Origin of the sequence: Devosia elaeis (genome assembly GCF_001650025.1) — a bacterium.
GTDB classification, from domain to species: Bacteria; Pseudomonadota; Alphaproteobacteria; order Rhizobiales; family Devosiaceae; genus Devosia; species Devosia elaeis.
In genome coordinates this window covers 1-21,632 of record NZ_LVVY01000103.1, presented here as the reverse complement: position 1 = coordinate 21,632, position 21,632 = coordinate 1, and the positions used below count along the sequence as shown (strand labels likewise).

At 65.1% G+C, this 21,632-nt stretch carries 22 protein-coding genes; 8 read left to right on the top strand and 14 right to left on the bottom strand.

Annotated features, from left to right (window positions below; translation table 11 throughout):
* Positions 1 to 191: 191 nt before the first annotated feature.
* The 3 genes from proX to A3840_RS14110 form a co-directional block, all read right to left on the bottom strand.
* Positions 192 to 1,211, bottom strand: coding sequence for a glycine betaine/L-proline ABC transporter substrate-binding protein ProX (gene proX, locus A3840_RS14120; protein WP_067458055.1), 1,020 nt, complete (start codon positions 1,209 to 1,211; stop codon positions 192 to 194).
* Positions 1,212 to 1,296: 85 nt separating this feature from the next.
* Positions 1,297 to 2,226, bottom strand: coding sequence for an ABC transporter permease (locus tag A3840_RS14115; RefSeq protein ID WP_067458052.1), 930 nt, complete (start codon positions 2,224 to 2,226; stop codon positions 1,297 to 1,299).
* A gap of 33 nt (positions 2,227 to 2,259) precedes the next feature.
* A complete protein-coding gene (locus tag A3840_RS14110) occupies positions 2,260 to 3,516 on the bottom strand; it encodes a quaternary amine ABC transporter ATP-binding protein (RefSeq protein WP_067458048.1) in 1,257 nt (418 codons plus the stop codon).
* Positions 3,517 to 4,005: 489 nt separating this feature from the next.
* On the opposite strand from A3840_RS14110, the gene A3840_RS14105 reads away from it, so the two are divergent.
* The 4 genes from A3840_RS14105 to A3840_RS14090 all read left to right on the top strand — a co-directional run bounded on the left by A3840_RS14105 (position 4,006) and on the right by A3840_RS14090 (position 10,259).
* Positions 4,006 to 5,508, top strand: a complete 1,503-nt coding sequence (locus A3840_RS14105; protein ID WP_067458045.1) for a putative bifunctional diguanylate cyclase/phosphodiesterase — start codon at positions 4,006 to 4,008, stop codon at positions 5,506 to 5,508.
* Positions 5,509 to 5,641: 133 nt separating this feature from the next.
* Positions 5,642 to 6,058 carry a protein tyrosine phosphatase family protein gene (locus tag A3840_RS14100; RefSeq protein WP_067458041.1) on the top strand — a complete coding sequence of 139 codons (417 nt, stop codon included), beginning with the start codon at positions 5,642 to 5,644 and terminating at the stop codon, positions 6,056 to 6,058.
* Between the two features lie 102 nt (positions 6,059 to 6,160).
* Positions 6,161 to 9,601: a pyruvate carboxylase gene (gene pyc / locus A3840_RS14095; protein ID WP_067458038.1), complete on the top strand. Its 3,441-nt coding sequence runs from the start codon at positions 6,161 to 6,163 to the stop codon at positions 9,599 to 9,601.
* 4 nt (positions 9,602 to 9,605) lie between these two features.
* A complete protein-coding gene (locus A3840_RS14090; RefSeq protein ID WP_067458037.1) occupies positions 9,606 to 10,259 on the top strand; it encodes an MAPEG family protein in 654 nt (217 codons plus the stop codon).
* A gap of 13 nt (positions 10,260 to 10,272) precedes the next feature.
* Here A3840_RS14090 and A3840_RS14085 read toward each other — a convergent pair whose 3' ends face one another.
* From A3840_RS14085 to A3840_RS14070, 4 genes are all read right to left on the bottom strand, one after another.
* A complete protein-coding gene (locus A3840_RS14085; protein WP_067458034.1) occupies positions 10,273 to 10,722 on the bottom strand; it encodes a GreA/GreB family elongation factor in 450 nt (149 codons plus the stop codon).
* 191 nt (positions 10,723 to 10,913) lie between these two features.
* Complete coding sequence (locus tag A3840_RS14080; protein ID WP_067458031.1) at positions 10,914 to 11,123, bottom strand: hypothetical protein; 210 nt, start codon at positions 11,121 to 11,123, stop codon at positions 10,914 to 10,916.
* 250 nt (positions 11,124 to 11,373) lie between these two features.
* Positions 11,374 to 12,528, bottom strand: a complete 1,155-nt coding sequence (locus tag A3840_RS14075; RefSeq protein ID WP_067458030.1) for a GGDEF domain-containing protein — start codon at positions 12,526 to 12,528, stop codon at positions 11,374 to 11,376.
* Between the two features lie 89 nt (positions 12,529 to 12,617).
* Positions 12,618 to 12,881: a YkvA family protein gene (locus A3840_RS14070; RefSeq protein WP_205633388.1), complete on the bottom strand. Its 264-nt coding sequence runs from the start codon at positions 12,879 to 12,881 to the stop codon at positions 12,618 to 12,620.
* Positions 12,882 to 13,067: 186 nt separating this feature from the next.
* Here A3840_RS14070 and ispG point away from each other — a divergent pair, with 186 nt between their 5' ends.
* Entirely contained in the window at positions 13,068 to 14,309 is a 1,242-nt protein-coding gene (gene ispG, locus A3840_RS14065) for a flavodoxin-dependent (E)-4-hydroxy-3-methylbut-2-enyl-diphosphate synthase (RefSeq protein ID WP_067458025.1), read from the top strand.
* A 452-nt stretch (positions 14,310 to 14,761) separates the two neighbouring features.
* Here the strand turns inward: ispG and A3840_RS14060 are convergent, their stop codons facing one another.
* The 5 genes from A3840_RS14060 to A3840_RS14040 all read right to left on the bottom strand — a co-directional run bounded on the left by A3840_RS14060 (position 14,762) and on the right by A3840_RS14040 (position 17,957).
* Entirely contained in the window at positions 14,762 to 15,211 is a 450-nt protein-coding gene (locus A3840_RS14060) for a PACE efflux transporter (protein ID WP_067458098.1), read from the bottom strand.
* A 123-nt stretch (positions 15,212 to 15,334) separates the two neighbouring features.
* Complete coding sequence (locus tag A3840_RS14055; protein ID WP_067458022.1) at positions 15,335 to 15,946, bottom strand: 50S ribosomal protein L11 methyltransferase; 612 nt, start codon at positions 15,944 to 15,946, stop codon at positions 15,335 to 15,337.
* Positions 15,943 to 16,410, bottom strand: coding sequence for a YbaK/EbsC family protein (locus A3840_RS14050; RefSeq protein ID WP_067458019.1), 468 nt, complete (start codon positions 16,408 to 16,410; stop codon positions 15,943 to 15,945). Before A3840_RS14050 ends, A3840_RS14055 begins: the two co-directional genes overlap by 4 nt.
* A gap of 9 nt (positions 16,411 to 16,419) precedes the next feature.
* Positions 16,420 to 17,052: an MOSC domain-containing protein gene (locus A3840_RS14045; RefSeq protein ID WP_067458016.1), complete on the bottom strand. Its 633-nt coding sequence runs from the start codon at positions 17,050 to 17,052 to the stop codon at positions 16,420 to 16,422.
* 2 nt (positions 17,053 to 17,054) lie between these two features.
* Positions 17,055 to 17,957 carry a polyprenyl synthetase family protein gene (locus tag A3840_RS14040; RefSeq protein WP_067458013.1) on the bottom strand — a complete coding sequence of 301 codons (903 nt, stop codon included), beginning with the start codon at positions 17,955 to 17,957 and terminating at the stop codon, positions 17,055 to 17,057.
* An 84-nt stretch (positions 17,958 to 18,041) separates the two neighbouring features.
* On the opposite strand from A3840_RS14040, the gene A3840_RS14035 reads away from it, so the two are divergent.
* Positions 18,042 to 18,752, top strand: a complete 711-nt coding sequence (locus A3840_RS14035; RefSeq protein WP_067458010.1) for a biosynthetic peptidoglycan transglycosylase — start codon at positions 18,042 to 18,044, stop codon at positions 18,750 to 18,752.
* Here the strand turns inward: A3840_RS14035 and A3840_RS19120 are convergent.
* Complete coding sequence (locus tag A3840_RS19120) at positions 18,749 to 19,036, bottom strand: BrnA antitoxin family protein (RefSeq protein ID WP_082903909.1); 288 nt, start codon at positions 19,034 to 19,036, stop codon at positions 18,749 to 18,751. The genes A3840_RS14035 and A3840_RS19120 overlap by 4 nt on opposite strands.
* Positions 19,017 to 19,286: a BrnT family toxin gene (locus tag A3840_RS14030; RefSeq protein WP_067458007.1), complete on the bottom strand. Its 270-nt coding sequence runs from the start codon at positions 19,284 to 19,286 to the stop codon at positions 19,017 to 19,019. Before A3840_RS14030 ends, A3840_RS19120 begins: the two co-directional genes overlap by 20 nt.
* A 337-nt stretch (positions 19,287 to 19,623) precedes the next feature.
* Between A3840_RS14030 and rpmF the strand changes: the two genes are divergently transcribed.
* Together rpmF and fumC are read left to right on the top strand one after the other, a co-directional pair.
* Positions 19,624 to 19,803 (top strand): 50S ribosomal protein L32, encoded by a 180-nt coding sequence (gene rpmF / locus A3840_RS14025; RefSeq protein ID WP_046105726.1) that lies wholly within the window; start codon positions 19,624 to 19,626, stop codon positions 19,801 to 19,803.
* 121 nt (positions 19,804 to 19,924) lie between these two features.
* Positions 19,925 to 21,325, top strand: a complete 1,401-nt coding sequence (gene fumC, locus A3840_RS14020; RefSeq protein WP_067458004.1) for a class II fumarate hydratase — start codon at positions 19,925 to 19,927, stop codon at positions 21,323 to 21,325.
* Positions 21,326 to 21,632: the final 307 nt, after the last annotated feature.

The following is a 21,632-nucleotide window of genomic DNA, read 5'->3' as shown; positions in this document are numbered from 1 at the left end:
GGCCTTTCCGTCTGAACGTTTCTTCATCGATTGAAACGGTGGCCGCTCTCACTCAACTCTGTCGTCATTGCCGGGCTTGTCCCGGCAATCCATCTTGCCCTGGGCATGGACCACCGGGACAAGCCCGGTGGTGACGATGGTGGGGCGATCGCTGCAACGCTATCGGGAAACGCCCTAAACCTTCACCCCGCTCAGGACGCGGCGCGGGCCGTTTCCAGCCAGCTATCCACCAGGGCGCGATTGTCTTCGATCCAGGCGCTGGCCTGGGCCTCGATATCGTCATTGCCGGCATTCATCTCGGCATTCTGGGCATAGACGTCTTCGATGGGGATTTCGACCGCTTCGAGCAGCGCCCGCACGGAGGGGTTATCCTCGAGGAAGGCGGAATTGACCACCGCGTCGATCGTATTGGCGGGGAAGCCCAGCCGGCACGGATCGCTGACGCAGCCGGTCACGCCCTCGCGGGTCGCCGCATCGGCCAGGTCGGCCATTTCCTCGGGCAGGTTGACCTCGGGCACCTCGATCCAGACCACGTCCTCGCCCGGCACCAGTTCATTGACGGTCCAATTGGGCGTCCAGGTGTAGAAGAAGATCGGGTCGCCGGTCTCGTAGGCGGCCACGGCATCGGCCATGGACGCGGCATAGCCGGCCTTGATCAGGTTGACATGCTCGTTGAGGTCATAGGCGTTGAAATGGTGCTCGATGGTCAATTCGCAGCCCCAGCCCGGCGGGCAGGCGACCATGTCGACGCGGCCATCGCCGTCGCGGTCGAAGGCCGCCTTGACGTCGTCGCGCTTGAAGTCCTCGAGCGAGGTGATGTCGAGTTCCTCGGCCGTCGCCTTGTCGACCAGATAGCCTTCCATGGCGCCACCGGTGACCACGCCGGAAATGATCTCGGCGCTGCCCTCGAAGGAGGGGATATAGGGATTGTGGATGGGGAACCAGCCATCGACCCACATGGTCACGTCGCCGAAGGCCACCGACTGATAGAAGGCCGGATTGTCGAGCGTGAGCACCTCGCCCACCGAATAGCCGAGCTCACCCAGCATCTGGCGGAAGATTTCGGTGTGGAACCAGCCCGTGTCCCAGGTCGGCTGCGCCATGATGATTTCGGTGCCGCTGCCCGGCTGGTCCTGCGCGATGGCGGGCGCCATGGCGGTGGTGGCGAGCAGAAGGGCTGCGAGAGTGTTCTTGGTGTTGAGACGGAACATTGCTGTCTTTGTCTCCTTTATTTTGCTTTTCGTGGATCCGCCGGAGAGGCGGAGGCGAATGGGGATGTCCCCAGCGTGAATGGCTCTAGGAGGCCACTTTTCCGGTTTCGGTCGGCGCGGGAGCGCCGGGCCGGAACCAGGAAATCAAGGTCTGGCGCAGCGATATGGTCTGCACCTGGTTCTGTTCGCCCAGGCCCTGCGTGATGCGGTCGAGCACGATGGCGAGGATGACGATGCCCACGCCGCCGGCGGTGGCGCCGCCGACATCGAGCCGGCCCAAGCCGGTATTGACCACAAGGCCCAGGCCGCCGCCGCCGATCAGGGCGGCGATCACCACCATGGACAAGGCCAGCATCAGCGTCTGGTTGAGCCCGGCCATGATGGTGCGCATGGCGAGCGGCAATTGCACCTCGGCCAGCATCTGCAGTGGCGTCGAGCCGAAGGCTTCCGCCGCCTCGATCAGGTCGCCGCGCACATTGCGGATGCCCAGATTGGTCAGGCGCACGATGGGCGGCAGGGCGAAGATGATGGTGGCGATGATGCCGGGGGCCATGCCCACGCCGAACAGCATGACGATGGGCACGAGATAGACGAAGCTGGGAATGGTCTGCATCACGTCCAGCGTCGGCCGCAGCACTTTCCAGGTGACGTCATTGCGTGCCGCCAGGATGCCGAGTGGAATGCCGATGACGCAGCAGAACAGGACCGCGGTGATGATCATGGACAGGGTCGTCATGGTCTGCGGCCACAGCCCGATCATGTCGATGAAGAAAAAGCCGATCACGGTGAAGATGGCCATGCCGCGCCCGGCGAACTTGAAGGCGAGCAGGGCGAAGACCAGTGTGGTGGCCAGCATGGGCACGAAGGCGAAAAAGGCATCGAGCCCGTTCAGAACCTGGGTGATCGGCACCTGGACGGCGCGGAAGAAGGGCCGGAAATTGGGCACCAGCCAGCCGCGCACGAAGGCATTGACCCATTCGTCGAACGGGATGACGAGAAAATCGGACGGGCTCATCGCACGTCTCCTTTGGTTTGGTCGCGCCGCGCTCTAGCGGGCGGCGGCGGAAGCAGGCTGGGGCGAGGTCGCGGCCAGGGCGGGCTCGGCGTCCTCGGACGCATTGGGCTCGGCGGAGAGCTGGGCGAACACCGCTTCGGGCTCGACCACGCCCACCAGCTTGTTGTCGGCATCGGTCACCGCGATGGGCAGGCCGGAGCTGGCGGGGCCATAGAGATCGGCCAATTGCGTATCGGGATCGGTCGTGGGGAAGTCGGTGACCATGACTTCGGCCAGGGGCACGTCGTCGGCGCCGCTGTCGCGGTCGGCGGCGGCCGCCTGCTGATAGGTGACCACGCCGGCGATTTCCTCGCCATCCATGACATAGACGGCGTTGCGGTTCTGGTCTTCCATGGCCTTGACGGCGTCTCCGGCGGTGTCGGAGCCCAATTGCATCACGGCCGGTTCGCAGGCCACGGTCTCGGCGGTGAACACCCTGCCGCGGTCGATATCGGCCACGAAGGCGGCGACGTAATCGTCGGCCGGCGAGGAGACGATGTCCTGGGCCGTACCCACCTGCACGATGCGGCCATCCTTCATGATGGCGATCTTGTCGCCCAGAAGCAGCGCTTCGTTGAGATCGTGGGTGATGAAGATGATGGTCTTCTTCAGCGTCTTCTGCAGGACCAGCAATTCGTCCTGCATTTCGCGCCGGATCAGCGGATCGAGGGCGCCGAAGGGTTCGTCCATGAGCAGGATTTCCGGCTCGGTGGCCAGGCCCCGCGCCAGGCCCACGCGCTGCTGCATGCCGCCGGAAAGATCGGACGGATAGCTGTCGGCCCAGGCGGAGAGGCCCACCTGTTCGAGCGCCTGCAAGGCCCGTTTGCGCCGCTCGGGGGCGGACACGCCCTTGATCTTGAGGCCATAGGCCGCATTTTCGGCAATGGTGCGGTGGGGGAAGAGCGCGAAGTGCTGGAACACCATGGCGATCTTCTTGCGGCGGATATCGCGCAATTTGGCGGCAGTACAATTGGCGACATCGTCGCCATCGATCAATATCTGGCCGCTGGTGGGGCGGATCAGCCCGTTGAGCATGCGCACCAGGGTGGATTTTCCGGAGCCGGAAAGGCCCATGACCACGAAGATCTGGCCTTCTTCGACCTCGAATTCAGCGCCCTGAACGCCGATCGTCTGTCCGGTGGATTCGAGAATGGATTCTTTGCTGTTGCCCGCCTCCAGAAGCGCCAGGGCTTCCTTTGGCCGGTCACCGAAGATCTTGTAGATCTCCTTGACCTTCAACTTGACTGTCATAGGACCTCATCAGTTACCCGCGATCGAATAAAGTAGAAAACACACGAATATTCGAGCGGTTGTGAATAAACAAAAATATGCCGCGCCAAAACGATCTCCGTTCTGGCGTTAATGGCATAAATCATGTTGCGTTGATGGGGAGAATAGGTCAGCAGCACCGTCGTTTCAACCGCAAAAATGACAAAATCTGGATTAGCCGGTATTCCGGCACAACTTCCAAGCCTCGTTTCCGGTGCTCTTTCCGTCGCAAAAAGACTAAGGAATACTGGGATTTATCCACCCCTTGACGGGCGGGGCGTCCGGCAGGACCTCACCCCCTATGTCAGGCGGGACGCGCGCTGGTTCCCGAAAAGCCAGCCAAGGGTCCGACCTCCCCGCCGTTCGCAAGATATTTTCATAAATTTCTAATTGTTTTCAAAGATTTAGGCTTCGTTCAGAATTGTCGGGCATCGTCCCCGCACGACAGAAGTCTGAATAACCGGGAATACCATGAAGGTTCGCCCCGCCTTTGCCCGTGTCAACGAGGCCTATGAGAATCTGCGGCTGGCCGTGGGCCTGACCGCCCTGCTGCTGGCGGCGCTGGTGGTGGCCGGCCTGGTCTGGGAGGAGGCGCCGTCCGGCCTGGCCTGGGGCGTTGCCGGTCTTGCCGTCAGCATTCCGGTGCTTCTGGCGCTGGCGCGCCGGCTGATGCGGCGGCGCATGGCGGAAGCCGAAAAGGCCATGGACGATGCCCTGGCACTGGCCTATCGCGATGCGCTGACCGGCACGTTCACCCGCTCCTATTTTCTCGATCTTCTGCAGGGTCATGCCGAGGGCGGCTCGCTGGGTGCTCTGGGTTACCTCCAGATCGACATGGACAATCTCAAGGTGCTCAATGACAGCGCCGGGCATGGCGCCGGCGACGCGGCTCTGGTGGCCCTGGCGCGGGAAATGCAGGTGCTGATGCCTAGCGCCATTATCGGCAGGCTGGGCGGCGACGAATTCGGCGTGCTGATCCCCGGCCACGACAACAAGCCGGCCCTGTGCCGGCTGGGTCAGCGCCTGCTGCGCCAATTGGACGAGCCGCGCAATATTGCCGGCCGGATGACCCGGCTTTCCGCCACGATCGGTGTGGCGCTGGCCCCGCTCGACACCGACGATCCCAATGAACTGATCGCCAATGCCGACCTGGCGCTTTACAAGGGCAAACAGGCCGGGCGCGGCTACGTCGTGCCCTTCGAGCCCGACATGCTGGGCGACGAGCGCCATCGGCGCTTCGTGGAGCGCGAATTGCGCGCCGCCATCCTGATGGACGAGCTTGAGCTGCATTATCAGCCGGTGGTGGACAGCCGCACGGGCCTGGTGCGCTCGCATGAGGCCCTGGTGCGCTGGCGCCACCGGGTGCGCGGCATGATCGCGCCCAGCCAGTTCATCCCGGTGGCCGAGCAGAGCAGCCTCATCGACAGGCTGGGGGAATGGGTGCTGCGGCGCGCCTGCGCCGACCAGGCCCAATTGGGCACGCCGGTGGCGGTCAATGTGTCGCCCGTGCAGTTGCGCCGACCCGGATTCGTCAAGGATTTCACCCTGATCCTGGAGGAGACCGCCACGCCGGCCTCTGGCATCATCGTCGAGGTCACCGAAAATGCCCCGCTCCTGGCGGGCAGCATGGAGATGGAGAATCTCTCGCATCTGCGCATGCTGGGCGTGCGCGTCGCCATCGACGATTTCGGCGCCGGCCATGCGAGCCTGCATTACCTGCGTGATTTTTCCTTCGACATCATCAAGATCGATCGTACCTATGTCGCCGATTTCGCCGCCAATCCGGTCAATGCCATGATCGTGGCCGCTGTCTGCGACATCGCCCGCACGCTTTCGCTCGAGGTGGTGGCCGAGGGGATCGAGACCGAGGAGCAGCGGTGCCTGCTGACCGCCGCCGGATGCACGAGCCTGCAGGGCTATCATCTGGGCCGCCCCATGCCGCTCGGGCCGGCGAAAGCAATTCGCGCCGCCTGAGCCTCCGGCGCATTCGACCTTCTGCCTAAGGCGACAGTCTGATGACAGCTTTGCGCCGGGACCAGTTGCGTCAGGGTGACGCGGATGGCTATAACGGGGCCGCAACGCCAAACTCGGCATGGGGAGCAGCGCCTTGGATTTGAAGCGGATCAACGACCACGTCAGCGTTTCTGGACAGATCCAGCCGGAAGACGTGGCGACGCTCAAACAGCTCGGGTTCACCGCCATCGTCAATAACCGGCCGGACGGGGAATCCCCCGATCAGCCGGAAGGCGCTGCCATCGAAGCGGCGGCCAAGGCCGCCGGACTTGCCTATCATGCCATCCCGCTGGGCCGCGACGGGGTCAATCCCGATCTCGTGGCCCAGACCCGTGCCGCGCTCGAGGGGAGCGCGGGCCCGGTCTTCTGCTATTGCCGGTCGGGCACGCGTTCGACCACGCTGTGGGCGCTGAGCCAGGCGGGGGAAATGCCCGCCCAGGACATCATCGCCCAAGCGGCGGAAGCGGGCTATGACATGAGCCATCTGGCCGGATATCTCGGCCAGAAATAAGGACTGGATGCCTTGGCGGTTGGGGGCAATCGCCCTTTTCGCCGGCTTTGCTGAGCCGGACCGTGCGCGGTCCTTGCCCCCTTTTGCTCGGAACTCACATCGATGCCCATCAAGAAAATCCTCGTCGCCAATCGCAGCGAAATCGCCATCCGCGTGTTTCGCGCCGCCAATGAACTCGGGCTCAAGACCGTTGCCGTCTATGCCGAGGAAGACAAGCTGGCGCTGCACCGGTTCAAGGCCGACGAGGCCTATCTGATCGGCAAGGGCAAGGGCCCGGTCGAGGCTTACCTCCAGATCGAGGAATATATCCGCATCGCCCGCATTTCGGGCGCCGACGCCATCCATCCCGGCTATGGCCTGCTTTCGGAAAGCCCTGAATTCGTCGATGCCTGCGAGGATGCCGGCATCATCTTCATCGGTCCGCGCGCCCAGACCATGCGCGATCTCGGCAACAAGGTCGCCGCCCGCAATATGGCGCTGGCCTCCAATGTGCCGGTCGTGCCGGCCACCGAGGCGCTGCCCGACGATCCCGAGGCGATCAAGCGCCTGGCCGCCGAAATCGGCTACCCGCTGATGCTGAAGGCCTCCTGGGGCGGCGGCGGGCGCGGCATGCGCCGCATCATGGACGAGAAATCGCTGATCGCCGAGGTCAGCGAAGGCAAGCGCGAAGCCAAGGCCGCCTTCGGCAAGGACGAGATGTATCTCGAAAAGCTGATCGAGCGCGCCCGCCATGTCGAGGTGCAGCTGATCGGTGATGATCACGGCAATCTCGTGCATCTTTACGAGCGCGATTGCTCGGTGCAGCGGCGCAACCAGAAAGTGGTCGAGCGCGCGCCGGCGCCCTATCTCTCCGAAGCGGTGCGCAAGGAACTGACCGACGCCGCCGTGCGTCTGGGCAAGGCCGCCAATTATCGCGGCGCCGGCACCGTCGAATTCCTCATGGATGCCGACAATGACAAATTCTATTTCATCGAGGTCAATCCGCGCATCCAGGTGGAGCATACCGTCACCGAGGAGGTGACCGGCATCGACATCGTCAAGGCGCAGATTCACCTGCTCGACGGCGCGGTGATCGGCACGCCCGAATCCGGCGTGCCGCTGCAGGAGAATATCCGCCTCAACGGCAATGCCATCCAGTGCCGCGTCACCACCGAGGACCCCGAGCACAATTTCATCCCCGATTATGGCCGCATCACCGCCTATCGCGGCGCGACCGGCTTCGGCGTACGCCTCGATGGCGGCACCGCCTATGCCGGCGCCATCATCACCCGCTATTACGATCCGCTGCTCGAAAAGGTCACCTGCTGGGCGCCCAGCGCCGACGAGGCCATTGCCCGCATGCATCGCGCCCTGCGCGAATTCCGCATCCGGGGCGTCGCCACCAATCTGGCCTTCCTCGAAAACATCATCACCCACCAGGATTTCCTCGAGAACCGCTACACCACGCGCTTCATCGATACGACGCCGGACCTGTTCAATTTCAAGCCGCGCAAGGATAGGGCGACCAAGCTTCTCTCCTATATCGCCGACGTGACGGTGAACGGGCATCCCGAAGTGCGTGACCGGCCGCGCCCGCCCGCCGATGCCGCGGCGCCGGTGCTGCCCGAATTCGATCCGCTCATCGTCGTGGACGGTTCCCGCCAGGTGCTGGATCGCGACGGGCCGCTGGGCCTGGCGCGCTGGATGAAGGAGCAGAAGCGGGTCCTGTTCACCGACACGACCATGCGCGACGCGCATCAATCGCTGCTGGCGACGCGCATGCGCTCGTTCGACATCACCCGCATCGCCCAGGCCTATCGCGATGGCCTGCCGAACCTGTTCAGCCTCGAATGCTGGGGCGGGGCCACGTTCGACGTGTCCATGCGCTTCCTCAACGAAGATCCCTGGGAGCGCCTGGCCAAGGTGCGCGAGGGCGCGCCCAATATCCTGACGCAGATGCTGCTGCGCGGCTCCAACGGCGTCGGCTATACGAATTATGCCGACAATGTGGTGAAATTCTTCGTTCGTCAGGCCGCGCGGGGCGGGGTCGATATCTTCCGCATCTTCGACTGCCTCAATTGGGTGGAGAACATGCGCGTCTCCATCGATGCGGTGCTCGAGGAGGGCAAGGTGGCCGAGGGCGCCATCTGCTATACCGGCGATCTCTTCGATCCCGATCGCAGCAAATACGACCTCAAATATTATGTCGGCCTCGCCAGGGAGCTGGAAGCGGCCGGCGCGCATGTGCTCGGCATCAAGGACATGGCGGGTCTCCTCAAGCCGGCGGCGGCGAAGAAGCTGGTCTCGGTGCTCAGGGATGAAGTGGGCCTGCCCATTCACCTGCACACCCACGACACGTCCGGCGCCGCGGCGGCGACGGTGCTGGCGGCGGTGGAGGCGGATGTCGATGCGGTCGACGCGGCCATGGATGCCCTCAGCTCCACCACCAGCCAGCCGACGCTCGGCTCGCTGGTCGCCGCCCTCGCCGGCGGGGAGCGCGATCCGGAGCTCGATGCCCGGGCGATCCGCCAGATCTCGTTCTATTGGGAAGCGGTGCGCACGCAATACACGGCGTTCGAAAGTAACCTCAAGGGCGGCGCCTCGGAAGTCTATCTGCACGAAATGCCGGGCGGCCAGTTCACCAATCTCAAGGAACAGGCGCGCTCGCTGGGGCTGGAAACCCGCTGGCACGAGGTCGCCCAGACCTATGCCGACGTCAACCAGATGTTCGGTGATATCGTCAAGGTGACGCCCAGCTCCAAGGTGGTGGGCGACATGGCCTTGGCCATGGTTTCGGCCGGCCTCACCCGCGCCGATGTGGAAGATCCCAAGCGCGACATCGCCTTTCCCGACAGCGTCGTCGGCTTCTTCGCCGGCGATCTGGGCCAGCCGCCGGGCGGTTTCCCCGAGGCGCTGCAGAAAAAGGTGCTCAAGGGCAAGACGCCGCTGACCGAGCGGCCCGGCTCCTATCTCAAGGACGTGGACCTCGAAGCCGAGCGCAGGAAGATCGCCGAGGAGGTGGGTGCGCCGGTCGATGATTATCGCCTCGCTTCCTACCTCATGTACCCAAAAGTCTATGCCGATTTCGAAAAGACCCAGGAGCGCTACGGCCCCACCGAAGTGCTGCCCACCCCGGTCTATTTCTACGGGCTGGAAGAGGGCGACGAGCTCCTGGTCGATATCGAGAAGGGCAAGACGCTGGTCATCACCTATCAGGGCCGCGCCGAGACCAATGAAAAGGGCGAGGTGCGCGTCTTCTTCGACCTCAACGGCCAGCCGCGCACCATCACCGTGCCCGATCGCCTCAAGGCCGGCGAGGTCAAGGTCCGCGCCAAGGCCGTGGCTGGAGATCCCAAGCAGGTCGGCGCGCCGATGCCGGGCGTCATCTCCACCCTGGCGGTGAGCCAGGGCCAGAAGGTGTCGGCCGGCGACGTGCTCTGCTCGATCGAGGCGATGAAGATGGAAACCGCGATCCATGCCGAGGTCGATGGCGTGGTGGCCGAGCTTTTGATCAAGCCCGGCGACCAGATCGACGCCAAGGACCTCCTGGTCCGGCTGGATTAGGCCGATGGCGGGCGGGGACGACAGCATCGATGTCGCCGCCAGCCGCCGGCGCATGTTCGGTGCGGTCGCCGTGGTGGTGCCGCTGGCCCTGGTGGCCTGGCTGGGGCTCTATTTCCTCACCCCCGCCATCGATGGCGCGGCATCGCCGGTCGACCGGCTCGGCTTTGCCGCCGGCTGGATCGGCATGGCGACCTTTCTCTGCCTGCTGACCGGCGTGGAGGCGGTGGCGCATGAGCGCCTGTTCACTCCCGCGATCAATCCCCTGGCCGGGCGCGAGAGCCCGCGCCTCAGGATCAATCTGCGCTACCTGCAGAACACGCTGGAGCAATGGGCCATCCTGGTGCCGGCTCTGCTGCTGTTGGCCTGGTATGCCGAGGATGGCGGGCAATTGCGCGCCGTCACCGCCAGCGCCGTGGTGTGGATCGCGCTGCGCTTCGTGTTCTGGATCGGCTATCATCATTCGCCGGAAATGCGGACGCCGGGCCTGGTGGGCATGGCGATGTCCATGCTGGTCCTCGCCTATGGCGTCGCGCGCTTCGGTCATGATCTGGCGGGCTGGCCGGGCGCCGTGACGCCGCTGCTGATCTTTGGCGGCATCGAGGCCTATCTGGTGTATATGAGCCTCAGGGCCGGTGCCGGAACAAAAGGCCCGGATTGATCCGGGCCTTTTCTCATGCGGCGCTGGGGCCCGGATCGTCGTTGGTCCGGGGCATGGTATTGGCGACCTTGAGCACCTTGACGCGATGGGTCGCTCCGTCGGGGTCGAGCCAGGTCATGACATGGTCCGGCCGCAGGCCGAGCAGGGCCGCGCCCAGGGCCGAGGTCACCGAGAGCCGGTAATCGCCGGGCAGGTGTTCCTCGCCCGGCATGACCAGCTTGACGGTGCGCTCCGCGCCGGGGATCGGCTTGAAGCGCACGATGCTGCCGATGCGCACCACGTCGGGCGGCAGCAGCGCGTCGCGCACCAGCTTGGCCCGGTCCAGCTCATAGAGCAGGAAGTCGATGCGGTCGGTGCTGTCGCCGATATCGGTGAGCGCCGCGACGACGAGCCGCTTGTGCTCGGCCTCGCCCACCAGGATTTCAGGCGATTGCGACCAGTCGGAAAGCGAGATCGTGGTCATCGTCCCTCCTCCCCGCGCGTGGCCGGTTCGGAGGCCGGGCTGCGGTCATAGATGGCGAAAAGATGCTCGGGCCGCGCGGCCGTCTGGCCATAATCGCGGTGACACCAGGGACAGCGCCGGGCTGCCCGTGGGCGGGGGCCGGAACAGGACCGGCAATAGCGCAGGACTTGCACGGGGGTTTCCTTTCCTGGTCATGCCAATGGCGATTTGCTGAGGGTCTGCAGAACCTGGGCCCGGTCGTCGGGCGACAAAAGCCGGATGGTCATGGTTTCGGTCTTGATCGGGGTCTGCGGGGGCAGGTTGTAGCTGAGCTCGGGCAGGTGCTTGTCGGCCCATTCGCGGAAGCGGCGCAGCTTGTCGCCACCGCTGATCGGCAGGGTCACGGAATATTTGAAAGTCATGGCAAGGCCTCAATGCGCATATGCTGACGCCGCGCCGGACGGCGCGGATCGGGCATGCTCGGAGATGTCGGGAGGAGGTTCTCAGAAATCCTGGTGCCGCTCTTGCCCGAAGGCAGGTAGCAACACCAGGCCGTCAGCCTGCCTTGCGCAAGCGACTTTCAAAACGGCGGGTGGAGGCGAAAAACCGGTTCATGCCCGCCATCATGGCCATATCCGGGTTTTTGTCAAATCGGCCTCCCGGCGGCAGGGCCTAGAGCCCGGCGGGCACGGCGCGGTTGCGGCCCTGTGCCTTGGCGGCATAGAGCGCCGCATCGGCCCGGTCGAACCAGATTGCAAAGGGCTCGCCGGGGCGGCGCTGGGCCAGGCCGAAACTGGCGGTGATCGGCTCGGCCAGCGCGGGCAGGGGAAAGCGGTGGGCGGCGATGACCGCGCGCAGTCTTTCGGCGGCGGCCTGGGCGCCCTCGAGGTCGGCGCCCGGCATCAGCATGGCGAATTCCTCCCCGCCCAGCCGGCAGACCAGGTCGCCCCGCCGGGCACTATGGCGCAGCAGCGTGCCGATATCGCGCAGCACGTGATCGCCCTGCTGGTGGCCATAGGTGTCGTTGATGCGCTTGAAATGATCGAGATCGATCAGGATGAGGGCGCTGGGCTCCCGGCCGGCGCGGCGCAGCAGGGCGGCGCTGCGCTCCTCGAAGCCGCGCCGGTTGAGTACGCCGGTCAGCCGGTCCATGTCGCGCTCGCGCCGCAAGTCCTCGATCAGGTCGCTGAGCGCCGCCAGCAGCACGGTCAGCGCCAGGGCCGCGCCGACGACGCTGAGCGAGAATTGCAGCGCCAGCCAGAAGGGCGAGCTGCCGAACCGGGCCGGATCGGCCTGCCGGACCAGCGGAGCGGTGAGCAGGGTGCGGGGGAAGAATTGCAGCGAAAAGACCAGCAGCGTCCAGAACAGCACCCGGTCCATCAGCGGCCCGCGGGCCAGGCTGCGCAGGCGCAGCGCGGTGCCCAGCAGAATGGCGCCGAAGCCGAAATTCTGCACATAGATGCGGGCGGCCAGGCTGCGCTCGACATAGAAGAAATAGAAGATCAGGCCCATGAACAGGGCGAGGATTGCCAGGCCCAGCCAGGGGCTGGGGCGCTGGCCGGCGCGGCGCAGCAACCCGCCCGCAGCCATGATGACGGCGGCGGTATAGAAGAAATTCGACAAGAGCGCATTGAGACCGGCATCGGGCGGCAGGCTCAGGACCTGGGTGGCGATTCCGGCGCTGAACAGCAGGCAGGCGGCGGCCAGCATCAGCAGGTAATGGCGTCGTTTCTCGATGCTCCACGCCCATAGGAAGCCGGCCCCGAAGACGGCGAGCGTGCCGGGGCCGATCAGGTTGAGCATGAGGCGCGGGATCTGGTCGTTCATACCGGACGCGGAATGGAGAATCCCGCTAGCCCTACGCAAAGCCGGTCGAGGAAGCTATAGCGAATTGGCTAGACTTTTAGCCATTCGGCTCAGAGCCGGCGCGCGCGTCCGTCCACAGTGTGGTTCCGGGCATGGACCGGCGCCGGCACCGGCAGGCGCGAGACGATCCAGCTTACCAGCAACGGGATCAGCACGATGTCGTCGACCCAGCCGAGCAGGGGGATGACATCGGGGATGATGTCGAAAGGATTGACCAGGTAGAAGGCGGCAAACAGCGTCGCCAGCTTGAGATAGAGCGGCGTCTGGGGCGAGCGGAATGCCTGCCAGAGCAGCACGACTTCCTTGCGGAACAAGATTATGCGGGGGAGGAGCCTGTTCATCATGTTCTATAGATGGCCCCGCCGCGGCGCCATTCAAGATCGGGCCGATCAATTGCGCGATCCTAGGGGTAGGCGCTGCGGCCCGGCGTCACGCGATTGTTCGGTTGCGCGCGCAAAAGGGAAGGCCTATCTCAAAAGCCAGACGAAACGGGGTTTGAAATGGCCGGTCCAGCGCCGCGCAGGCAATCTTTGGGTGTCAATGTGGGCGGCGTCATGGTCGGCGGCGGCGCACCAATTGTCGTGCAATCGATGACCAATACCGATACGGCCGATATCGACGCGACCGTGAAGCAGGTCATGCAACTGGCCCGCGCCGGTTCGGAAATCGTCCGCATCACCGTCGATCGCGACGAGAGCGCGGCGGCCGTCCCCATCATTCGCGATCGGCTGGCCTTCATGGGCTATGACGTGCCGCTGGTGGGCGATTTCCATTATATCGGCCACAAGCTGCTCACCGACCATCCCGCCTGCGCCGAGGCCCTGGCCAAATATCGCATCAATCCGGGCAATGTCGGCTTCAAGGCCAAGCGCGATACCCAATTCGCCACCCTGATCGAGATCGCCAACCGCTATGACAAGCCGGTGCGCATCGGGGTCAATTGGGGCTCGCTCGACGAGGAATTGCTGACGCGGCTCATGGACGAGAACGCGGGTTCCGCGGCGCCGATCTCGGCCGCCGCCGTGCAGCGCGAGGCCATCATCCAGTCGGCCCTGCTTTCGGCCGCCCGGGCCGAGGAATTGGGCATGGCGCGGGACCGGATCATTCTCTCCACCAAGGTGTCCGACGTCCAGCACCTGATCGCGGTCTATCAGGACCTCGCTGCCCGCTGCGATTATGCGCTGCATCTGGGCCTCACCGAAGCCGGCATGGGCAGCAAGGGCATCGTCGCCTCCTCGGCGGCGCTGGGCATCCTCTTGCAGCAGGGTATCGGCGACACGATCCGCATCTCGCTGACGCCCGAGCCGGGCGGCGACCGCACCACCGAGGTCAAGGTGGCGCAGGAATTGTTGCAGACCATGGGCTTCCGCCAATTCCTGCCGGTGGTGGCGGCCTGCCCGGGCTGCGGGCGCACCACCTCCACCACCTTCCAGACCCTGGCCAAGGATATCCAGGACCACCTCAATATCTCCATGCCCGAATGGCGCGAGCGCTATCCGGGGGTCGAGACGCTGTCGGTGGCGGTCATGGGCTGCATCGTCAACGGGCCGGGCGAAAGCAAGCACGCCAATATCGGTATTTCCCTGCCCGGCACCGGCGAGACGCCGGCCGCCCCGGTCTTCGTGGATGGCGAAAAGGTCGCCACCCTGCGCGGTGCCGACGTGGCCGATCAGTTCAAGGCCATGGTGGCCGATTATATCGAAAGGAAATTCGGCACCGGCCGGCAGGACGCGGCGGAGTGACTACCGGCCGGGGTATCCCCCTCATCCGGCGTGTGCCTCTGTTCCTCTCCCCCTCGGGGAGAGGGAGGATCGGCCGCAGGCCGAGACGGGTGAGGGGGATAGCGTCCCATCCATCAGGATCGAGAGGGCTTCATTCATGAACGAACGCAACCAAAGACGCCTGTTCTGGCTGGCCGTGCTGATCCTGGTGCTCGGTGGCCTCAAGCTGATGGGGCAGATCTAGAGCGTTTCACCTTTAAGCGGACACGGTTCCATCGCGCATCCAACCCAATCGCGATCGTCACCCTCGGGCCTGACCCGAGGGTTCTTTGTCTTTGGGTGCATCGCAAACGCCCTCGGGTCGAGCCCAGGGGTGGCGATTGGCGAGTGAGAGTGGTGCAGCCATCCACTGATGGCGCCCTCCCTCAACCCGCCAAATATGGACTGCTCTAGACCCGCCCCGGGCGCTTGCCTCAGGCGGCCTTGCCGGCCCGGCTCTTTTCCGCCTGCCATTCGGGCAGCGGGAAGATCCGGTCATAGGCCCAGTTGAAGACCAGCGCATAGAGCATGTAGAACAGCGCGAAACCCAGGTCGAGCACCAGGGCGTGCCAGAGCGAGATGCCCAGGTAAAGGGCGATCAGCGGCATCAGCATCATCAACAGCCCGAGCTCGAACAGCACTGCGTGCAGCACGCGGATGGGCGGGGATTTGAGCGTCGTGCCGCGCCAGCGGGTCATGGCGTGGTCGAAGATGAAATTGTAGACATAGTTCCAGGCCATCGCGATTGTGGCGCTGCCGATGACGATGACGGCGCTGTCGCCGGCATGGAGCTGGAAGGCGAAGGCGGCCAGGGGCGTGGCCAGCAGGATGCCGATGATCTCGAAAGAGACGGCGTGGCGGATACGGTCGGCGGTATTGCGCATGGGAATCACCATACTTTCCGGGCCGTCCCGAACGATACCCATTATGGGGGAGGTCGTCCTCGCGGCTGGGATATAGGACAGGGCGGTTTTCCGGGCAAGGTTCCGGTGGGCATGTCCGATATTCTAGGGGCGCAGGGCGAAGATGCCGGCCCGCAGCCAGGCGCCGCCGCCCATGTCCGGCACTTCATATTCGGCCAGCAGCGTCAGCGCCGCTTGGGGCAGGTCGCGGCGGAAAGGGTCGCCCACCAGCACCGTGGCGCCCTTTGCCGCCAGGGCCTGGAGCGCGGGCAGGGTGCGCCCCGCCACGGCTTTGTCGTAGAACACATCGCCCGCCAGGACGATCTCGGCCGCCATCGGCACATCGACGATTTCGATCGTCACGCCATTGGCCGCCGCATTGAGGGCAATGGCTGCCCGGCCGATCGGGTCCGGCTCGAAGGCCGCCACGATGGCGCCGGCCCGGGCGGCCGCTATTCCCACCAGGCCCGAGCCTGCGCCGAAATCGAGCGCGCTCCGGCCCGCGACCAGGTGCGGATTGTCGCGCAGATGCAGCGCCAGCGCCGCCCCGCCTGCCCAGGCATAGGCCCAATAGGGCGGGTCTTCGGCCCGGCCCTGTTCGGCGAGCCAGGCGATGAGCCCGCTCTGCGGCGTGGGGCGATAGAGCTTTATGTCGGGCCGGAAGGGCAGGGGTTCCGGCACGAGCCGGCTGCGGATGAAGTCTTCCGGCGGCCTCATTCGGGCATTTGGCAGGCATCCACCCAGCGCGAGCCGCACAATTCGGCCAGCCGCGCCAGGTCGAGCTTGACCGAGGCATGGGTGTCGCCGCCGGCCGGGATCACCAGATCATAGATCTTGAGCGAGGTGTCGAGAAAGATCGGCAGCGGCGCCGGCAGGCCGAAGGGACAGACCCCGCCCACCTTGTGGCTGGTCAGCCGCTCCACGTCCTCGGCGCCCAGCATGCGGGGGCGGCCGCCAAAGGCGGCCTTGGATTTCTGGTTGTCGAGCCGGGCATCGCCGCGCGTCACCAGCAGGAATTCCTCGTCCTTGACGCGGATGCACAGCGTCTTGGCGATCTGCCCCGGTTCCACCCCATGCACCGCAGCGGCCAATTGCACCGTGGCGGTCGAGGCCTCGGTGACGATGACGGTCAGGTCGGGGGCGCGGGCGGCGAGGTCGTCGCGGACGGATTGCAGGCTCATGGATCGGTCTCAGAACAGGCTGGCGAGGCGGTTTTCATATTTGAACCGCGTCTTGTCGCGGATCGGCGTGGTCAGGGCGCGGCGCATGAAGTCGCGGGGCAGGTCGGCCATGCCGTCCAGGCCCATGAGTTCGGCCATTGAAATGCGCTCGCCGGCATAGGGCGTGACCGATATGTCCATGCCCGCTTCCACCTTGCCGGGGGAGATCACCCGGCAATAGGCGCCGGGCCGGCGCGCCTGGTGGAAGCGCTTGAGCCAGCGGGGCTCGCCCATCTTGGCGGCGAAGGTCATGCAGGGCGTGCGGTGATAGCTCACTTCCAGCACCACATCGCCGATGGCGAAACGGTCGCCGATGGCGGTATGGGCGCTATCGGGGCCGGCAATGGTCAGGTTCTCGCCGAAAAGGCCCGGCGCCGTGGCCACGCCCTCGCCGGCCCAGAATTGGTAATCGTCCTCGAAATAGACATAGACGGCCTGGTCGGCCCCGCCATGATGCTGGCGGTCGGCGATGATGTCGCCTTCGAGGCCCTCGCGGGTAATGGCGACCGGCCCGGCGGCCGGGTCCTTATAGATGCCGGTGGGGGTGCGGGTGCCCGGAATATTGCGCGGGATGCCGATATTGACGCTGCGCAGCGCGGCCATGCTCACTTCTCCCGGCTGGCGAAATAGCGGGCGGTGGCGCGCAGCCCGTCGGCGCGGGGGCCGAAAGTGCGCAGGGCCGACAGGGCCTCGCCCACGATCCGGTCCAGCAGCCGCCGCGCCTCGTCCAGGCCATATCGGGACACCAGCGTCTGTTTGCCGGCCTCTGCATCCTTGCCGGTGGCCTTGCCCATGGTTTCGGGCGAGGCGGTGACGTCGAGAATGTCGTCGGCCAGCTGGAAGGCGCGCCCGGCCGCCTCGGCATAGGCGGTGAGGGCGGAGAGCGCCCGCGGATCGGCGCCGCCGAGCAGGGCCCCCATGCGCACCGAGGCGCGGATCAGCGCGCCGGTCTTCATCGCCTGCATGGTGGCGATCTCGATTTCGGAAAAGCGGGTGCTTTCCCCCTCGATGTCGCGCATCTGCCCGCCCACCATGCCCCCGGCGCCGGCGCCGGCGGCCAGCTCGGCCACCAGGGCCACGCGCACCGCCGGATCGGGGTGGCAATCGGGCCGGGCGAGCACGGCGAAGGCATGGGTCAGCAGGGCGTCGCCGGCCAGGATGGCGGTGGCTTCGTCATAGGCCCGGTGCACGGTGGGGCGGCCGCGGCGCACATTGTCGTCGTCCATGGCCGGCAGGTCGTCATGGACCAGCGAATAGCAATGCACCATTTCCACGGCCAGCCCGGCGGGCAGGGCGCGCTCGCGCGGCACCGAGAAGATGGCGGCGGCCTGCCGCACCAGGAGGGGGCGCAAGCGCTTGCCGCCGGCCAGGCTCCCGTGCCGCATGGCCTCGATCAGCCGGTCGGCGGCCGGGCCCGGCCCCGACAATCCGTTGCCGGTCAGGTATTCGGAAAGGGCGGCCTCCAGGGCCCCGGCGCAATCGGCGCTGTCGGCGGAAAAGTCGTACATGGCCTGTTGCTAGCCGTTTGCCCCGTGGGGAGCAAGGGCGTCTGCGTACTGGCCTATCGGCGGCGCAGCGGCTAAGAGGGAGCCATGGCCCGGCGCTCCAAGACGATCTGGCGCTTCTTGCGCATTCCCCTCGTCATCCTGGCGGGGCTGGTGGCCATTCCGCTGGTGCTCACCCCGGTCTATCTCGTGGTCCAGCCGGTCTCGGTGCCCATGCTGGCGCGCATGGCCACGGGCCAGGACGTCACCCGCATCTGGCGCGATATCGACGACATTTCCGACCGGCTCAAGGCGTCGGTGATCCTCTCCGAAGACGGACAATTCTGCCGCCATTGGGGCATCGATGTCGCGGCGCTGCGGGCGGAGGTCGACAATTACCTGGCCGGTCGCGACGCGCGCGGGGCCTCCACCATCACCATGCAGGTGGCGCGCAACCTGTTCCTGTGGAACGGGCAGAGCGTGCTGCGCAAGGCGCTGGAAGTGCCGCTGGCCGCCTATATCGATCTGGTCATGCCCAAGAAGCGGATCATGGAGATTTATCTCAATATCGCCGAATGGGGCCCGTCCGGACAGTTCGGCGTCGCCGCCGGCAGCGCCCATGCCTTCGGGCGCGAACCGCAAAATCTCGATTGGCGCACGGCGAGCCTGCTCGCCGTCACCCTGCCCAATCCGCTGCTGCGCGATCCGGCCCGCCCCAATGCCGGATTGCTGCGGGTGGCCGGCATCGTGGAAAACCGCGCCCGCCAATATGGCCAGCGCGCCGCCTGCGTCGGCCAGGACGGAAGGCTGGCGCTTTAGCGGCTCTTGGCGACCTTGTCGGCCAGAACCTTGTTGATGCGGGTCTGCCAGCCAGGTCCCTGGCTCTTGAAATGTTCGACGATATTGGCATCGAGCCGCATGGTCACGCTGACCTTGGTTTCGTCCTGGCGTGGCCGCCCGGGCTTGCGGGGCACGGGCATGGGGATGCCACGCTCCGCGAAAAATTCCCGAGCGGGACGAAGCGTCTTGATTTCCGCGTCTGTAAGAGGGGCCGCAGGATCATAGTCATCGGGCGGCGGGCCTTTAGTCTTTGCCGAGGCCATAGCGTTTTGCCTCCTTCATGTGCATTGGGCGCAGGCTGATGATACGGATATTGTCCCCGCGCATCGTATAGGCAAGGCAGTAAAGGCGTTCGGCGATGAAGCCGAATGCACGAAACCGCTCTTCACCGTGGTCAAAGCGGGTGTCTTGCTGGAACACGGCATTGTCCCATTCAAACGCCTCAGCCATCGCAAAGCCGATGCCGTGCTTGGCACGATTGCTCGCGTCCTTTGCCTCGTCCCATTCATACATTGCCGGCTTCCCCCAAGCCTTGCGTTAATGTACATACAATAATTCAGCGATGCAAGGGGCGGGTCTCCCGCCATTCGAGCCTGCCACTCGACCATAGGTCTCGTGGCCTTCTTCGGCCCAAAAGGCTCCACCGGAGCCTTTTGTCCTGCGGATCGCCGGCGAAGTCTCATGGCCTTCTCGCCTAAATTCGCTCCGCTGGAGCGAATTTGCCTTCGGCACGGCGCGAAGCCCCTAGCCAAGCCGCCAGTCTTGCTCTATAGAGCCCCCCAATCCTGACAGAGACACGTCTCTGGCCGCTTTCGGCGGCGCAACGATTTTGATTTTCGGAGTACCGATTATGGCTGTGCCAAAACGCAAGACCTCGCCGATGAAGCGCGGCTTCCGCCGCTCGGCCGACGCGATCGCCAACCCCACCTATGTCGAAGACAAGGATTCGGGCGAGCTGCGTCGTCCGCATCACGTCGACCTCAAGACCGGCATGTATCGCGGTCGCCAGATCCTGGCGGTCAAGAAGTAAGCCGAAAGGCTGTTTGGCGCCGATGCGCTTTATCTGATATTCGAGCGGCCGGCCCCCACAAGGGTCGGCCGTTTGGTTTTCCGCCGCCGAGAGAAGCGGCCCACAAGGAGCAGAGGCAGTCATGAGCAAGCGCGTCGAATCGGACACCATGGGCAATATCGAGGTCCCGAGCGACAAGTATTACGGCGCGCAGACGGCCCGCTCCCTGATGAATTTCGATATCGGCGGGGAAAAGATGCCCACCGAGATCGTCCGTGCCTTCGGCATTCTCAAGAAGGCGGCCGCGCTGGCCAATACCAAGCTCGGCCTCATGGACGAAAAGACCCGCGACCTGATCGTGGCCGCCGCCGACGAGGTGATCGAAGGCAAGCTCGGCGAGCATTTCCCGCTCGTGGTCTGGCAGACCGGCTCGGGCACGCAGTCCAACATGAATGTCAACGAGGTCATTTCCAACCGCGCCATCGAAATGGTCGGCGGGGTCATGGGGTCGAAAAAGCCGGTCCATCCCAATGACCACGTCAATATGAGCCAGAGTTCCAACGACACCTATCCCACCGCCATGCATATCGCGGCGGTCGAGGCGGTCGAGAATTACCTCTATGAACGCGTCGGTCTGCTGCGCGACACGCTCGCCGCCAAGGCGGACGAATATATGGACGTGGTCAAGATCGGCCGCACGCATCTGCAGGACGCGACGCCCCTCACCCTGGGCCAGGAGATCTCGGGCTGGGTGGCGCAGATCGATTATGCGCTCGACGCCATCAAGGCGAGTATGCCCCAGCTCAAGGAACTGGCCCTGGGCGGCACCGCCGTCGGCACCGGGCTCAATGCCCATCCCGATTATGCCGTGGCCGTGGCCAGGGAAATCGCGGAGCTGACCGGCCACGATTTCGTCACCGGGCCCAATAAATTCGCCCTGCTCGCCGGCCACGATGCCTTTGTGGGCACTTCGGGCGCGCTCAAGCAGCTCGCCGTGGCCTTCATGAAGATCGCCAATGACGTGCGCTGGCTGGCTTCGGGTCCGCGTTCTGGCCTCGGGGAAATCACCATTCCGGAAAACGAGCCGGGCTCCTCGATCATGCCGGGCAAGGTCAATCCGACCCAGTCCGAAGCCATGACCATGGTGGTGGCCCAGGTGATGGGCAATGACGCCGCCATCGGTTTCGCGGCGAGCCAGGGCAATTTCGAGCTCAACGTGTTCAAGCCGGTCATTGCCTACAATTTCCTGCAAAGCGTGCGCCTCCTGGCCGACGCCGCCAAGAGTTTTAACGACAATTGCGCCGTGGGCATCGCGCCCGACACCAAGCGCATCAAGCAGCTCGTCGATCAGTCGCTGATGCTGGTCACCGCGCTCAACCGGAAGATCGGCTACGACAACGCCGCCAAGATCGCCAAGACCGCCCACAGGAACGGCACGACCCTGCGCGAGGAGGCCATCAATCTCGGCCTGCTCACCGGCGAGGAATTCGACGCCGAGGTCAAGCCCGAACAAATGGTCGGCCCGCTGAAGCTCAAGAAATAGGGCGCGGCAAACGCCGCGCTTCGCGGCGCCTGTGAACGCCCCTCGGGTCAAGCCCGAGGGTGACGAGCGGTGGGTGGCGGGATCGTGCGGCAAACACCGAGCCCCCACCGCCCCCTTGATGGGGGAGGTAGCGCAGCTTGGCCGACAGGCCTAGCGAAGCTGGGAGGGGGTGTCGGCAGGCAATGGCGTTAGAAATCAGACACCCTGCCGCCCATCCCCCACCCCAGCCCTCCCCGCAAGGGGGAGGGTGCTGCATCGCGTCTTCCCGGAAAACTTATCCCCACCCCCATCACCCCATATTATCCTC

What these genes read in the sequence shown, in the direction of transcription:
- A3840_RS14080 (WP_067458031.1), bottom strand. Translation starts at nt 11,123, where the DNA reads ATGACTTTCAAATATTCCGTGACCCTGCCGATCAGCGGTGGCGACAAG.
- A3840_RS14035 (WP_067458010.1), top strand. Translation starts at nt 18,042, where the DNA reads ATGGCCCGGCGCTCCAAGACGATCTGGCGCTTCTTGCGCATTCCCCTC.
- A3840_RS14060 (WP_067458098.1), bottom strand. Translation starts at nt 15,211, where the DNA reads ATGCGCAATACCGCCGACCGTATCCGCCACGCCGTCTCTTTCGAGATC.
- ispG (WP_067458025.1), top strand. Translation starts at nt 13,068, where the DNA reads ATGGCCGGTCCAGCGCCGCGCAGGCAATCTTTGGGTGTCAATGTGGGC.
- A3840_RS14030 (WP_067458007.1), bottom strand. Translation starts at nt 19,286, where the DNA reads ATGTATGAATGGGACGAGGCAAAGGACGCGAGCAATCGTGCCAAGCAC.
- fumC (WP_067458004.1), top strand. Translation starts at nt 19,925, where the DNA reads ATGAGCAAGCGCGTCGAATCGGACACCATGGGCAATATCGAGGTCCCG.
- A3840_RS19120 (WP_082903909.1), bottom strand. Translation starts at nt 19,036, where the DNA reads ATGGCCTCGGCAAAGACTAAAGGCCCGCCGCCCGATGACTATGATCCT.
- A3840_RS14040 (WP_067458013.1), bottom strand. Translation starts at nt 17,957, where the DNA reads ATGTACGACTTTTCCGCCGACAGCGCCGATTGCGCCGGGGCCCTGGAG.
- A3840_RS14105 (WP_067458045.1), top strand. Translation starts at nt 4,006, where the DNA reads ATGAAGGTTCGCCCCGCCTTTGCCCGTGTCAACGAGGCCTATGAGAAT.
- A3840_RS14055 (WP_067458022.1), bottom strand. Translation starts at nt 15,946, where the DNA reads ATGAGGCCGCCGGAAGACTTCATCCGCAGCCGGCTCGTGCCGGAACCC.
- A3840_RS14090 (WP_067458037.1), top strand. Translation starts at nt 9,606, where the DNA reads ATGGCGGGCGGGGACGACAGCATCGATGTCGCCGCCAGCCGCCGGCGC.
- proX (WP_067458055.1), bottom strand. Translation starts at nt 1,211, where the DNA reads ATGTTCCGTCTCAACACCAAGAACACTCTCGCAGCCCTTCTGCTCGCC.
- A3840_RS14115 (WP_067458052.1), bottom strand. Translation starts at nt 2,226, where the DNA reads ATGAGCCCGTCCGATTTTCTCGTCATCCCGTTCGACGAATGGGTCAAT.
- A3840_RS14045 (WP_067458016.1), bottom strand. Translation starts at nt 17,052, where the DNA reads ATGGCCGCGCTGCGCAGCGTCAATATCGGCATCCCGCGCAATATTCCG.
- rpmF (WP_046105726.1), top strand. Translation starts at nt 19,624, where the DNA reads ATGGCTGTGCCAAAACGCAAGACCTCGCCGATGAAGCGCGGCTTCCGC.
- A3840_RS14110 (WP_067458048.1), bottom strand. Translation starts at nt 3,516, where the DNA reads ATGACAGTCAAGTTGAAGGTCAAGGAGATCTACAAGATCTTCGGTGAC.
- A3840_RS14050 (WP_067458019.1), bottom strand. Translation starts at nt 16,410, where the DNA reads ATGAGCCTGCAATCCGTCCGCGACGACCTCGCCGCCCGCGCCCCCGAC.
- A3840_RS14085 (WP_067458034.1), bottom strand. Translation starts at nt 10,722, where the DNA reads ATGACCACGATCTCGCTTTCCGACTGGTCGCAATCGCCTGAAATCCTG.
- pyc (WP_067458038.1), top strand. Translation starts at nt 6,161, where the DNA reads ATGCCCATCAAGAAAATCCTCGTCGCCAATCGCAGCGAAATCGCCATC.
- A3840_RS14075 (WP_067458030.1), bottom strand. Translation starts at nt 12,528, where the DNA reads ATGAACGACCAGATCCCGCGCCTCATGCTCAACCTGATCGGCCCCGGC.